Here is a 13,329-nt window from a genome sequence, read left to right as displayed (position 1 = left end):
TCGCGAGGAACGCCTGCTGTGGCATCCGAAGTATTCGCGGGCGAAGGCTCCGGGACGGTGCATGAAAGAAGAGTCATCAGTCAATATGTTGTAATGTACGTACATTGTAATGACGGTACAACTAGAGTCCGATGGGGCATCTCCTCTTGATTTTTTTAGACAGAGCGCTTAGGCCCGGCGGCACTTGTTTTGCGACCTCGACCCCATGAGGGGCTCAAATCAGGCTGGGTCGCTGAGTAGCCCACTCGATAGCCTGATCCAAGCGATCACTCCCCCAGAAGAGTTCGCCGCCTATGACAAAGCTTGGGGCACCAAAGATGTCTTGGGAAATGGCTGCGTCCACCTGGTCCATCAAACGCGTCTTGAGGGCCTCCGACGTCGCTTTGGCAAGAATGGCGTCGGCATCCCTTCCGAGTTCCGCCAACAGTTCACGAACAACCGCTTCAGAACTGATGCTCCGGTCTTCCGCAAAATTGGCATGGAAAACGGATTGTGTGAACTGACTGCACCACCCTTCGTCTGCGGCAAGCAGCGCGATCCGGGTCGCAAGCAGACTTCCCCGCGGATACGCGGATGGCCAGCGCAGGGGTAGATCGAACCGTTGGCAGATCCGCTCTACATCGCGCCTTCGATAGCGCTGCTCCGAGGGAGCTGGATTTTGAAATGGGCTCGCGCCACCAGAGCGTCGTTTGAAGATCGGCCCGAGCAGGAATGGCCTCCGGCAAATGCCAACATTCGCGGCCGAAGTCAGCTGCTCGACCCGCAACGCAGCAATGTATGAATAGGGACTGGCAAAGTCATACCAGAATTCAAGCGTTGGTATGACTGCAGCTTTTTCCATCCCTATCTCCATTGCCTTGAAGAGCTTGAAGTCGTTTGATTCAGCGCCTATCTGGCCATCCGAACCCTAACGCGCGCTCGGCTGGCAGTATTGGTTTCGGTCTATGCAGTCGATGGTGTTCGACGTTCTGTGCTGAGCAGCAGGGCGGATAGTGGACGCTCAAGCGGTCCTCGATTAGTACCCGTATTGTTGCCACCGACGAGAACTGTTAAGGGTTGCCCGATACCTGCCCTTGCGAGGCGCGGCGCCAAGCACAGCTGCTGCGGCCTGAGGGCAGGTGTTGGGCAAGCCTCGAGGGAGGAAACCGCGGAATGCACCTCTGGCGCCTGAGAAGCTACGAAGCTATGGGGATTCGGGATGCGTAGATCGAGTTGGTGCTGGTGTTTCGCCCAGGAATTTGGCCGTTGGCGGTGATGCGGCACAGGGGATCGAAGCCGGAGCGTGGAGTCGCCCGCTGGGCCTGACCGACGGCAAGGGCTTGGTGAGGCGCGAAGGCGAGACCACCCCACATCGACCCTGGGCGATGGAGCGGTAAAGCTTGGTTTGGGCGCTGATGAAGATCAGTACTCATGGTGGCGGTGCACGGATGGATTGCCCGCGAGCGAAGGTCTGCAGGATGATCATCGGGCCACCGCAGTGCGGGCAGAGGAAGGTCGGTTGCGCGGGACCTGGCTCGCGATCGGCGCGCGAGGCTTGAGCAGTGGCACCGGCTTCTTGCAGCAGCAGTTCGCGAATGCGTACCAGGCTGACCTTGCGAGCGCCGTTGGCCAAGAGCCCGTAGTGGCGGATGCGATGGAAGCCTCCCGGCAAGACATGCAGTAAGAAGCGGCGCATGAACTCGTCGGCGTCGAGCGTCATCGTCTTGTGGCGTGTCCGGCCCTTGGCGCGGTAGTCCTTCCAACGGAAGGTCACGCCTTGCTCGTCCATCGCGACAAGCCGGCTGTTGGAGATGGCGACGCGGTGGGTGTAGCGCGACAGATAAGCCAGCACCGCTTCGGGGCCGGCGAACGGACGCTTGGCATAGACGACCCATTCGCACTGGCGCATCGGCGCGAGCCAGTCGGCGAAGGCGCGTTCTCCGGCCAGTGCCGCGTACTCGCCGAAGAAGACCAACTTGCCGGCGCGATGCGCCTGATCAAGCGCTTCAAGGAAGCGGCGCCGGAACAGTCGCGACAGCACGCGCACGGACAGGAAGAAGCCGGGCCTGCAGGCGATCCAACGCTCGCCGTCCGGCGACAAGCCTCCGCCCGGCACGATGCCATGCACATGGGGATGGTGCGTCAGTGCCGATCCCCAGGTGTGCAGCACCAGGGTCGCGCCGATCCTTGCGCCCAGGTGCTTCGGATCGGCTGCGATGGTCATCAGGGTCTCGGCGGCCACGTCGAACAACAGGCCGTAAATCGCGGCCTTGTTGTAATAGGCGATGGCGCTGATCGGCGCTGGCAAGGTGAAGACGACGTGGTAGTAGTCCACCGGCAGCAGATCGGCCTGGCGTGCCTCAAGCCAACGTTGGGCCGCACTGGCCTGGCACTTCGTGCAATGTCGATTGCGACACGAGTTGTAGGCGATCTGGTCGTGTCCGCAGCCCTCGCAATACAACACGTGACCTCCCAGCGCCGCGCTGCGGCACTGTTCAATGGCCGACATGACCTTGAGCTGGCCCAGGCTCAGGTGCCCACGCTGAGCCTTGCGCCAATCGGGGCCGTGGGTGCGGAAGATGTCGGCGACTTCCAGGGCGCAATGCGCCACAGAGATGACCTACGCAGGTTGCAAGTTCTCCAGCGGGCTGACCACTTCGTGCAGGATCTCGGTGGCCACGTGCGCGTAGATCGATGTCGTATCGAGCCGCTTGTGCCCCAGCAAGACCTGGATCACGCGGATGTCCACCTTCTGCTCCAGCAGGTGAGTGGCAAAGCAGTGGCGAAGCGTGTGCATGGTGACGCGCTTGTCGATGTTGGCCGCGTCGGCAGCGTCATGAACGGCGCGGTTGAGCTGGCGCGCGGTCAACGGGTCGACCGGGTTCATCCCCGGGAACAGCCAACCGCCCGGCAGCATCTTGCCTTGGGCATGGGCCAGTCGCCACCAAGCGCGCAGCAGCTCCAGGAGGACTGGCGAGAGCTGGCGTAGCGGTCCTTGTGGCCCTTGCCCTGCTCGACGCGCAGAGTCATGCGCTGGCTGTCGATGTCACCGACCTTCAGCGCGACGATCTCGCCGACCCGCAGTCCTGTGCCGTAGGCAATGGACAGTGCCGTCTGGTACTTCAGGTTGGAAGCCGCAGCGATCAGGCGCGCGACCTCCTCGCGGCTGAGCACCACCGGCAGCTTCTGGGGCACACGAACGGGGCTCATCCCGGCCATCACTTCGCCACGCCCGAGCGTGACGTCGAAGAGGAACTTCAAGCCGGTGATGGTTGCATTGAGCGTGATCGGCGAGACGCCCTGATTCACCATGTGCAACTGGAAGCTGCGCAAATCCTCCGCGGTGGCCGTCTCGGGGGAACGCTGCAGGAAGAGGTAGAGATTCGCAACTGCGCGAATGTAGGTGGATTGAGTCTTGGGCTCGAGCTTGCGCAAGCGCATCTCGTCGAGCATGCGACGACGCAGCGGTGAGACGACTGGGGTGGAAAGGGTCATGATCGTGCTCCTGTCGAAGAAACGAGGCCAATTGCCTCGCTCCGCAACATAGACAGGAGCGCAATGTTTGCCGTCCGCGCGGGTTCAGCGGCGGGCTACCGCGAGCGGGGCGAGCGGTTTAGTCCTCCGGTTGTTACCCGAAGCGCACTCGGCTACTGCGGATGCCGCGAAATTGTCGATCGCCAGGCTCTCAATTCTCATCGAATGCTTAGGTCTTAGGGTTTCGACGTCCCGCACTCAGTCGGCAGCACATGGACCGGTGATCACAAGAAGGGGCGACTGCCCCACTGGGGCGCGGTTCAACGTTCCGCCAGACTTCCGCACTTGGGCGACCGCGGTAGAACCTACCGACGTTCTAGTTGTTGTGCACTCGTTGTGCAAAGCCCGCAGGATCTTTCCATACGTTTGCGTCGTGCGAAGGCCTTATCAACAAGAGATCAGCGGCAGGGACCCGCTCGCTCCATGACGAGCACGTCGCGCTGGCGCTTCTGGACGAAGCCAATGTTGCGGTTCATCACGGCAGTGCGGTCGGGATTGGGGGTGTACATCCGCATTGCCTATGCGTTTGACGACCATGTCTTGCGACAGGCCTGCGACGCTATCGGCAGGTTCCTCGGCATATAGATGAGGAATCGGTCGTCGCTGCTATTCGAGGCCCGTGCAAGAGCGCGCGTGAGGCTTATCCCTTGCGAGCAGCCCCTGCAACTTCGACCGCGGACAGCAGGACATCGACAAAGGAAGAGACGATCTTGCTTGTTTCGCCGAGCTTCGTGACCGCCACGACTGTCGCCGTCTCGCGAATGTCGGTCACCCGGATGAAGGCGATGTCGTCGCGGTTGCCTTCGCTCACCGAGCGACCGACCAGGCAATAACCCAGCCCGGAGGCCACCATGCCCAACGCGGTGTGGATGTCGTTGGCTTCGTACGCCACGTTCGACTGCCCGCCGGCGCTTCTCAGCGCGGCCAGCGTCTTCTCGGCAAAGCGGCTTTGCGGGTCCTTCGGGTAGGTGATGTAAGCCACGTCATCCAGCTCTGTCGCCAGCAGTGATTTTCGCTTCGCCATAGGGTGCGCCCGTGAAAGCGCGACAACGAATGGATCATGGAGCAGCGGCGTGAAGCACAGGCCTTCAACCGAGTCGACGGTTGCGAAGTAACGCGAAATGCCGACCTGGATGCGGCCGTTCAACAACTGTTCGTACTGGTGCTCGGACAGTAAAGTGATGAGCTCGATCTTCACGTTTGCATGCCTGCCCCGGAACGTACGGATCGCGCGCGGGAGTATCGAGAAGATGGCCGAGCGCGTATAGCCGATCGCCAAGACACCGCTCTGCCCGGCGGCAACGCTGCGCGTTTCCTCTTCAAGCCGCTTCGCATCAGCAAGCAGCGACTTTGCGCGTGGGTAGAAGTAGCGACCCAACGCGGTCAGGTCCATCGGACGCCGTGAGCGGTCGAACAGCTCGCCCCCAAGCTCCGATTCGAGTTGCGCCAACTGCATGCTGATGGCGGTTGGCGCCACGTGCAGGCGCGTCGAGGCAGCCGTGGCACTGCCCGCGTCCACCACTTCACACAGATAGCGTATTTGTCTCAGGTTCATTAATAGTGAACTTAGATTCAAAAATCGATGTTTGCTCTCGAATGTACTGGATCTGATACTGAGGTTCCACCAACGAACTCCCAGGATTCCAGATGACAAACACCTCCATCCCCCTCGATCTTCCCCCCGCAGTCAAGGAACTAAGCACCGCAGAGGTCTCTGATGCACTCGATGCACTGGGCCTGCCGGGCAGCGCGCTCGGAATCGGCCATATCGCTGGAAGCACCCGCTGCTTCGGGCCTGCATTCACTGTGCGCTACGTACCTGTCGACACGGCAAATCCGGGGACCGTCGGCGACTACCTCGACGACGTGCCCGAAGGCGCTGTCGTCGCCCTCGACAACGCTGGACGTATGGACTGCACCGTCTGGGGAGGCATCCTCAGCCAACTGGCAGCGCATCGCCGAATCGGGGGCACCGTCGTGAATGGCGTGTGCCGGGACACCACGGAAGCCGACGAAGCCAGCTATCCGCTGTATGCCTGCGGTCGCTTCATGCGCACCGGCAAGGACCGCGTCGAGGTGCAGTCTGTGGGCGAATCGATCAGTCTGGGCGACGTGCGTGTGGCCGCGGGCGATTACATCGTCGGCGACCTCGACGGCATCGTCGTTGTGCCCCGAACCCGCGCCGTCGAAGTATTCCAACGGGCGCTCGCGCTGCGTGCCGCAGAGCACCGCATCGTCGAGGCGACCCTGCGAGGCAAATCCCTCGCAGAGGCGCGCGAGCTTGCGGCCTATCACACGCTGCAACGTGCAACGGCCTGATGCACATCCTCAACGCCAAGGAGACGACCATGCAACAACTTGACACTGCCGCCATCCCCTCCGTCATTCCTTCTGCAGATCCCGCGAAATCTGCGAAGACCCACAACGCCGCGTTGACGCGCGAACAACTTGAACGGTTGCGATCGCTCGGCGCAGCGACCGTCTATGAAGCGCAAGGCGCCAAAGGCGCGTTGGACAGCGGTATCAAGCCGATTGACCCGCAGTCGCGCCTTGTCGGTCCGGCCTTTACCGTCGACACGCGACCCGCCGACAACCTGATGCTGCACTACGCGCTGCTCAAGGCGCGTCCCGGCGACGTACTGGTCGTAGACGCAAAGGGCTTCCTCGAGGCCGGCCCGTGGGGCGACGTACTGACCGCTGCAGCTATGAAGGCAGGCATCGTCGGCCTCCTCATCCACGGCGCCGTGCGTGATGCCAGCCAGATCGTCGAAACGGGTTTCCCCGTGTTCTGCCGTGGGCTGTCCATCAAGGGCACCGGCAAGCACCAACCCGGCCGCCTGGACGTGCCGGTATGCATCGGCGACGCAGTAATCCGGCCAGGCGACGTGATTGTCGGGGACCGCGATGGCGTGGTGGTGGTGGCGCGCGACGAAGTCGATGCGGTCATTGCAAGTGCCGAGGCACGGGAGGCCAAGGAGGCTGGTCAGAGATCGGCGATCGAACGCGGCGTGAGCACGGCAGAGTTGCTGGGTCTGATGCCCGTCTTGCAGCGCCTGGCGCTGAACTGAACCAACGACAAAAAAGGACGGAGACATGGACACCGGATCGGCCACGGCCACCCCCTCTGCAACCTCTTCATCTTCGAAGCCATCCCGCTATCGCTGGATCGTCGCAGGCATCTTCTTCGTGATCTACACGATTGCCGCGGCCGACCGCGCCAACCTCGGCGTGGCGCTGCCCTTCCTGCGCAAGGAATTTCACATGAGCAATTCGGAAGCGGGCGCGCTGGTCAGCCTGTTTCTGATTGCCTACGCCGTGGCGCAGCTTCCCTCGGCGTGGCTGCTCCAGCGCTTCGGCGTGCGCAAGGTGTTCTCGATCTCGATGATCCTCACGTCGCTTGCGACCGCGATGACCGGGCTTGTCGGGTCCCTGTTCGCGTTGAAACTGTCACGCATCGGGCTGGGCTTGGCCGAGGGTCCGTTGCCTATCGGCGTGACGACAACAATCAATCACTGGTTTCCGACAAAGGAGAAGGGGACGGCCTCCGGCATCTTCCTGTCGGCCGTGAAGTTCGGGCCGGTCATCACGCCGGTGCTCGGCGCGGCGATCGTGTCGATCTGGGGCTGGAAGGAGATCTTCATCTTTTTCGCGATACCGGGCATCCTCCTGTCGGTAGTCTGGTTTTTTGCGGTGGCCGACAAGCCTTCGGAAAGCCGATTCGTCAACGAGGGCGAAGTGGTGACGATCTCGGAGCGGACGGCAGACGGTGACGCCCGAACCACCGCAGCCGCCTCATCTGCGATGCCCAGGCTCGATCGATTCATCCGTACCCGTGATGAAGCAGTGCTGGAAACCACCGGCAGCGTGTTCCGTTCCTGGAACATCTGGGGCTGCGCGCTCGGATATTGCTTCCAGCTGGGCATCTCAAGCGTCCTGCTTGCGTGGATTCCGACCTACCTGATGACCGTTAAACATTTCTCGGTGATGGGGATGGGCTTCGTCGCTGCGGCGCCGTGGGTTGGGGCCGTGCTCGGCAACATCCTCGGCGGCCTGTTGTCGGATCGGGTGCTTGGCAAGCGCCGCAAGCCAGGCATGCTGATCTCTGCCGCGGCGACCGCCGTGATGATGTATGCGCTGATCAACTCGCCAGCCGATCCCGTGCTCTACGGCATCCTGCTGTTCACGACTGGCGTGATGCTCAGCATAGGCTACTCCGCGTACATGGTTTATCCGATGCCATTTGTCTCGAAGCAGAAGTTTCCGTTGGCGAACGCGATCGTCAACATGGGCGGTCAATTAGGTGGCGCAGCGACGCCCTTCATCACTGGACTGCTGCTTGACAACTATGGCTGGGACCCAGTCTTCGGGTTCATGGCTGGAATTTCGTGCCTGACCTTTGTGATCGTGCTGACGATTTCCGAACCTTTGAAGGTAGTGTCCGCACGGCGCGCCTTCCCTATCGCAGGAGGCTCAGTCTCGGCAAGTCGCTGAAACCAACAAACCGATTGCCGCCGGCGAGGTACGCCGGCGGCGTTAGCCGTTTGGACTGGTCGTAGGGATCACCGCGCACGTCTCATCAATCCAGCACCGCGGTTAGACGAAGTCAAAAGGCGCGCCACCCGTAGAAGAAAGTAAATCCGATAGCCGGCTACGCGCCCCGCTTGCCTCTGGGGGCTGCTCTCGCAGTCACAGATTTACCGTCGCAAGAAAGAAAGTAAATCCGGTACTTCGCAACCGCGCAAATCAAATTCGATACTTCGCGAATCCAAGGCGCGAGGGCTGCGCAAGGTGTTGTTGAATCATGAGGGAATTTCGCGCCACGCCCACGAGGTGCTTCGCAGCTCGAAGGCTTCAGCCTCAAACTGGCCGGCGGTTCAATCGAATTCGATTAGTGGCTTCGCCTGGAAGCCGATCCGGCGGGTGCTGCGCCTCTGCGAACGCCCTGTCCGCCCCTGCGGACTCACCGCGCAGGGCGACGCTCAACGGCAAGCGCCAGAATCCAGAAGGACGACTTGGGCAATCGCATCGCCTCACTCGTCGTCGACCGGAAGGGAGACCGACCCTGTCGTTTGACCAGCCAATGAACGAGGCCCAGCGCCGAAAGCTGGCCAGAATGATCGACGCACTTCGCCAGCGTGCTCATTGCATGTGCTGTCCGCCGTTGATAGCAATGTTGGCGCCGGTGATGAAGGCGGCTTCCTCCGAGGCGAGGTAGATGACGAGGCCCGCCACCTCTTCTGGCTTTCCGAGGCGGCCGACCGGAATATGCGGGAGAATTTTCGTGTTCAGCACCTCTTCAGGAATGGCCGTGACCATCTTGGTGCCGATGTAGCCCGGCGAGATGGTGTTAACGGTCACGTTCTTCCGGGCGACCTCGAGGGCCAACGCCTTGGTGAAGCCATGCACACCGGCCTTGGCGGCCGAGTAGTTGGTCTGGCCGAAGGCCCCTTTCGAGCCGTTGACCGACGAGATATTGATGATGCGGCCCCAGCTGCGATCGACCATGCCGTCGGCCACCTGCTTGGTCATGTTGAACAGGCTGTCGAGGTTGGTACGCAGGACCGCGTCCCAGTTGACCTTGTCCATCTTCTTGAAGGTCGTGTCGCGGGTGATGCCGGCGTTGTTGACCAGCACGTCGACCGGGCCAGCCTTGCTCTGCGCTTCGGCAACTGCTTTGGTGCAGGAATCGAAGTCGGAGACATCGCAGGCCACGGCCGTGATGTCGTAGCCCTTGGCCTTCATGTCCTTCACCCACTCGCCATGCTTGCTGTTGCCCGGCGAGTAGGTCACGACCACCTTGTAGCCGGCATCGACCATCTTGGTGGAGATCGTCTCGCCCAGACCGCCCATGCCGCCTGTCACCAATACCACTTTTTGCTTGTTCATCCTGGTCTCCTTCTGGTAAACGAAAAGATTCCATCACGGTCTGCGGCCACACACCCGCGATAGCGGGATGCCAAAGAGCGGCGAAAGAACGCCAGTATGCTCGCCTTGTCAGGAGGTAGCCTTTAGGGCCGGCCACGCGGTCTGCGTGACCTGCGCATTTGCAGCCCAGTTCGCTTTTTCCCGTTCATGCGCCCTTGGTTGACCACATCCGAAGCGGCGTGGTAACGAGAATCTGAACAGCCTACATGTCCGGTCCGCCGTGTCGGGCGGCCTGCTTCCCACCGGCGAGGATCGCGGTGAACATTTGCAGGGTAGACCTCGATCACCCAATCTGGGGCGGCTTCACCCTTGACGATCGGGATGCCTTCGCGGCGCAGCGGTCCATGAGTTGGAAGATCTCGTCAATCTTCGGCGCCTGGCCCTCGGTCAACTCCTCGATCAGCAGCAGCCGGGGTTCGCCCACCACACGCGAGCCATCGCCAGCATTTGCTGTTCGCCGTCCGACAGCGGGCGGCTCGACGGCGCGTGGCGCGCCAATGCCTGGGCCGACCTGCCGCACGCCGCGTTGACGGTACTTGTCCCTTCGCGCGCCAAGGAGGAACATTTGGCATGGGCACCATCTTCAATTTCGGCCGGCTCCAGGCCAGCAAACCGGCCCCGAGCTTGGTTTCGTCCGGGGCTTTCCGCATTGCCTTGCTGGGCGACTTCTCGGGCCGTGCTCACCGCGGCGAACGGCGCAGCAGCGACGAGCTTGCACACTGCAAGCCGCTGCGGCTCGACGTGGACACCATCGACAAGGTCATCGCGTCGTTCGGCACCACCTTGCGTCTGCCGCTGGGTGGTCCCGCTGAGGGCGGCATGGAGCTGCGGCTCGGCTCGCTCGACGACCTGCATCCCGACACCCTCGGTTCAAACCTCTCGCTCTTCTCTGGGCTGGCCCGCCTCCGGCAGCGGCTGGCCGATCCCCGAACCTTCGCAGCCGCGGCGGCCGAGGTCCGGGCATGGGCTGCCGCCGCGCCCGCCGCTGCGGCCGCCGTCGCGCCGTCGCGGGCCCGCGGCAACACGCTGCGCGTGGACGCCAAGCTCAGTGATTTCGCCCGTCTGGTCGGTTTGCCGGCGGCCTTCGCGCCGCCACCCGGCCCGATCGACACCTTGCTGCAGCGAATCGTCGCGCCGCATGTGGTCCAAGCTGCCGCGCCCGACGTGCCTGGCCTGACGGCCGCCGTCGACGATGCGCTGTCGGCCGCGATGCGCGGTGTGCTGCACGACCCGGACTTCCAGTGCCTGGAGGCCGCCTGGCGATCCCTGGACTTCATCGTACGGCGCGTCGAGACCGACGAGACGCTCGAGATCGTGCTCTACGACATCAGCGCCGAGGAGTTCGCCGCCGACCTTAGCGCAACCGACCAAATCGAAGACACTGGCCTGTACCGACTCCTGGTCGAGCAGCCCGCATTGGACGCGCATCAGGGATCCCTGTCGGCCCTGATCGGCCACTACGGCTTCGAGATGACGCCGCCGCATGCCGAACTGCTCGGGCGCATCGCAGGCATCGCAGCCCGCGCTCGCGCACCGTTCATTGCGGCGGTGGGGCGAGACTGCATCGGCATGCGGGTGGAGGACATGCACCCGCGCGTCGTCGCTGCGTGGAAGGCGCTGCGCGAACTGCCGGCTGCACGTTTCCTGGCTTTGGCTGTGCCGCGCTTCCTGCTGCGAACGCCGTATGGGGCCCACACCGATCCGATCGACGCCTTCGCGTTCGAGGAGTTCGACGCACAGGCCGGACTGAAGACCCTGCTCTGGGGCAACCCGGCCGTGCTCGCGGCGGTGCTGCTGGGCGAACACGCCCGCGGTGCTGGCGTCCGGCAGGCGCCGGGCCGGCTGCTGAGCGTTGGCGACATGCCCTTCTTCTTCCACACCGATCCCGACGGCGAGACAGTGGCACTGCCCGGCACCGAGCGCCTGCTGAGCGAACGTTCGGCGGCCGAGGTGCTCGGCCTGGGCTTCATCCCCGTGCTGGCACTCCGGGGCCGCCCGGAGCTTCGCCTTGGCAACTTCCTGTCGCTGGCCGGCACGCCACTCGCGGGCCCGTGGACGCCGGCCGATGGACTGGCCGAACCGGCCGACGATCCCATGCCGCCGAGTGCAGCTGCTATCAGCGCGGCCCCCGCAGCCGAGCCGGCCGCCGACGCCGAACTCGATGACTTGCTCGCAGCGCTTAAGGACAGCATCGATGCCGAGCCGGCGTCCCCCCACGGCGCCATCGATCCCGCCCTGGCCGCACTTCTCAAGGACCCTTGATCAGTACGCGATATGCGGGCCTGGGCCGGGCGCAGTCGTTGCTCCCTTCAGGGCCGTTCAGCGGGCGTTGGGTTCAACCCTACGAGTCGGTGGTCAGCATGCTGTGGAAATTCGCTCACATGAATCGGTTGCCAGGGCCACCTCGTGATGTCGCAGTTGTGTGGCCGTCCGATTGATCCCTACGAGGGTGTCCGCGATCGCCGCTATCAACGTCGCACGGGTCGCGCAATTGCTCGGAATATCTCGGCGCAGCGTGCGCGAGAGCATCTGCCACGCCGGAAACGATATGAGCCAGTTCCTGCGATTCTGCCCGTGCTGCGTGAGTGCGGCCTACCACAGCCGTTTGTTCCAACTCGAGCGCCATGCGCATCGCCCGATCTACGGCGAACCGCTGCGCGATGGCTGTCGACATTGCGGTCGGCAATCGGCCTACAGGCTCGATGCAGAGTTGCTTGACTCGCCCTTTCGCTGCAAACACTGCCGCAGCTGCTACTCCTCTCTCGGCTACGCGCCGGCGGCCTTTGACAGGCGCCTTGCGCCAAAGGCGCGCGCGGCGGTGACCCGCGCTGCTATCGGTTGAAAGTCGCTCGCACCCAACCATGGTGCGCGCTACCTGGGCGATGCCGGAACAGCGGTATCACATTTGCTTTCTAAAATGGCCAACCCCTTGCTGGATGCGGCTTGACGGGGCACAAGGCGCTTCAGATCATGCGCAGTCTTACTTTTACCGTCACGTGTGAAATGGATTTACTTTCTTCTACGTGACTGCAGCAGTTTGCATGCGCATGGGTGAGTCATGTGGGCCTCTAAGCATCGGGCAGTCGGCGGCGCCAATACTGATTGCATGTCCCGGCGGCCATCGACAGTCAGGTAGATCACGACTTGGGTGGCGGCGACGCGGTAAATTACTCGATACGGTTTGAAGGAGGTTTGCCGGAAGTCCTTGATACCGAGCGCCACCAACTCCTTCGTAGCTGCCACGTTCCAATCACCAAGCGCATCCTTTTCTCACACGCCGCTCGCTATCGCCGTCGTGTTTGACCGCCAGCCTACAGGCCAAGCCGCCACCTGAAGCGCTCACTAACCTACGATCGTAGGCCTGAGCGCTAATTTGGGTGGATGTGGCGCGCAATGTAGAAGACAGCGCCAGTCAATAGCGTGCAAAGCGTCATCATGGCGCCAATGACTATCCAGGCTTGCTTGTTCATGGCTGCGGACAGCTCGCTCTTCGTCGCCAATGGATCGTGACAAGAGGTGCCTTGACCTTTGTTGCTATGCATGTTGCCATCCGGGCGCGGGTGATCAGACGGCGCCGAACTCGCGCTCGTAGAGCGCCCACTTCACGGTCAGGATGTCCGCGGCGATCTTGGCGGCATTCGCCCCGGAATACGATTCTTCGGGATCGAACTCGAAGCCCTCTTGGAACCGCACAACCTGCGCGTAGTCCTTGTCGAAGACCATCGGTCCTGTGAGCCCGGTTGGATCGACGCCGGCAGGGACGGCGAGGAACTTGTCGGCGTTGGTTGCGCTTTGATAAAGGTCGACGGTCATCAGGCTCATTCGGCTCTCCTCGGTTGGGCTCGCACAGATCCGGAAAGCGAATCTTGGCGTGACTGCCGCCCAGGCGCA

The 13,329-nt window shown here is 62.6% G+C and carries 9 protein-coding genes and 2 pseudogenes; 4 read left to right on the top strand and 7 right to left on the bottom strand.

The features are described from left to right. Positions 1–214: 214 nt before the first annotated feature. The 4 genes and pseudogenes from QTI66_RS28025 to QTI66_RS28010 all read right to left on the bottom strand — a co-directional run bounded on the left by QTI66_RS28025 (position 215) and on the right by QTI66_RS28010 (position 5,167). On the bottom strand, positions 215–841 hold the full coding sequence (locus QTI66_RS28025; protein WP_286563475.1) for a 2-hydroxychromene-2-carboxylate isomerase: 627 nt from the start codon (positions 839–841) through the stop codon (positions 215–217). 567 nt (positions 842–1,408) lie between these two features. Continuing rightward, the gene (locus QTI66_RS28020; protein ID WP_444815063.1) at positions 1,409–2,590 is read right to left on the bottom strand and encodes an IS91 family transposase; all 1,182 of its coding nucleotides are present in this window, start codon (positions 2,588–2,590) and stop codon (positions 1,409–1,411) included. A gap of 9 nt (positions 2,591–2,599) precedes the next feature. Continuing rightward, positions 2,600–3,474 (bottom strand): annotated as a pseudogene (locus QTI66_RS28015) (tyrosine-type recombinase/integrase). A 679-nt stretch (positions 3,475–4,153) separates the two neighbouring features. Beyond that, positions 4,154–5,167 carry a LysR family transcriptional regulator gene (locus QTI66_RS28010; RefSeq protein ID WP_286563474.1) on the bottom strand — a complete coding sequence of 338 codons (1,014 nt, stop codon included), beginning with the start codon at positions 5,165–5,167 and terminating at the stop codon, positions 4,154–4,156. Between QTI66_RS28010 and QTI66_RS28005 the strand changes: the two genes are divergently transcribed. Genes QTI66_RS28005 through QTI66_RS27995 form a run of 3 tightly spaced genes read left to right on the top strand, consistent with a single transcriptional unit; the run spans position 5,161 to position 8,004 of the window. Beyond that, positions 5,161–5,832: an RraA family protein gene (locus QTI66_RS28005; protein ID WP_286563473.1), complete on the top strand. Its 672-nt coding sequence runs from the start codon at positions 5,161–5,163 to the stop codon at positions 5,830–5,832. The two genes, QTI66_RS28010 and QTI66_RS28005, sit on opposite strands and share 7 nt — an antisense overlap. A gap of 29 nt (positions 5,833–5,861) precedes the next feature. Then, a complete protein-coding gene (locus QTI66_RS28000; RefSeq protein ID WP_286563472.1) occupies positions 5,862–6,581 on the top strand; it encodes a 4-carboxy-4-hydroxy-2-oxoadipate aldolase/oxaloacetate decarboxylase in 720 nt (239 codons plus the stop codon). Between the two features lie 25 nt (positions 6,582–6,606). Beyond that, positions 6,607–8,004 (top strand): MFS transporter, encoded by a 1,398-nt coding sequence (locus tag QTI66_RS27995; RefSeq protein WP_286563471.1) that lies wholly within the window; start codon positions 6,607–6,609, stop codon positions 8,002–8,004. Between the two features lie 648 nt (positions 8,005–8,652). Here the strand turns inward: QTI66_RS27995 and phbB are convergent. Next, positions 8,653–9,399 (bottom strand): acetoacetyl-CoA reductase, encoded by a 747-nt coding sequence (gene phbB / locus QTI66_RS27990; RefSeq protein WP_286563469.1) that lies wholly within the window; start codon positions 9,397–9,399, stop codon positions 8,653–8,655. Between the two features lie 609 nt (positions 9,400–10,008). On the opposite strand from phbB, the gene QTI66_RS27985 reads away from it, so the two are divergent. Beyond that, on the top strand, positions 10,009–11,700 hold the full coding sequence (locus QTI66_RS27985) for a type VI secretion system contractile sheath domain-containing protein (protein ID WP_286563467.1): 1,692 nt from the start codon (positions 10,009–10,011) through the stop codon (positions 11,698–11,700). Positions 11,701–12,528: 828 nt separating this feature from the next. Here QTI66_RS27985 and QTI66_RS39625 read toward each other — a convergent pair. Further along, positions 12,529–12,685, bottom strand: a pseudogene (locus QTI66_RS39625) (type II toxin-antitoxin system RelE/ParE family toxin); the annotation flags it as partial. 317 nt (positions 12,686–13,002) lie between these two features. Then, on the bottom strand, positions 13,003–13,260 hold the full coding sequence (locus QTI66_RS27980; protein ID WP_286563466.1) for a hypothetical protein: 258 nt from the start codon (positions 13,258–13,260) through the stop codon (positions 13,003–13,005). Between the last annotated feature and the right edge of the window lie 69 nt (positions 13,261–13,329).

Origin of the sequence: Variovorax brevis, from assembly GCF_030317105.1 — a bacterium.
Lineage (GTDB): Bacteria > Pseudomonadota > Gammaproteobacteria > Burkholderiales > Burkholderiaceae_C > Variovorax > Variovorax brevis.
The sequence above is the reverse complement of the archived record's forward strand: the minus strand, read 5'-3'. Positions and strand labels throughout refer to the sequence as shown.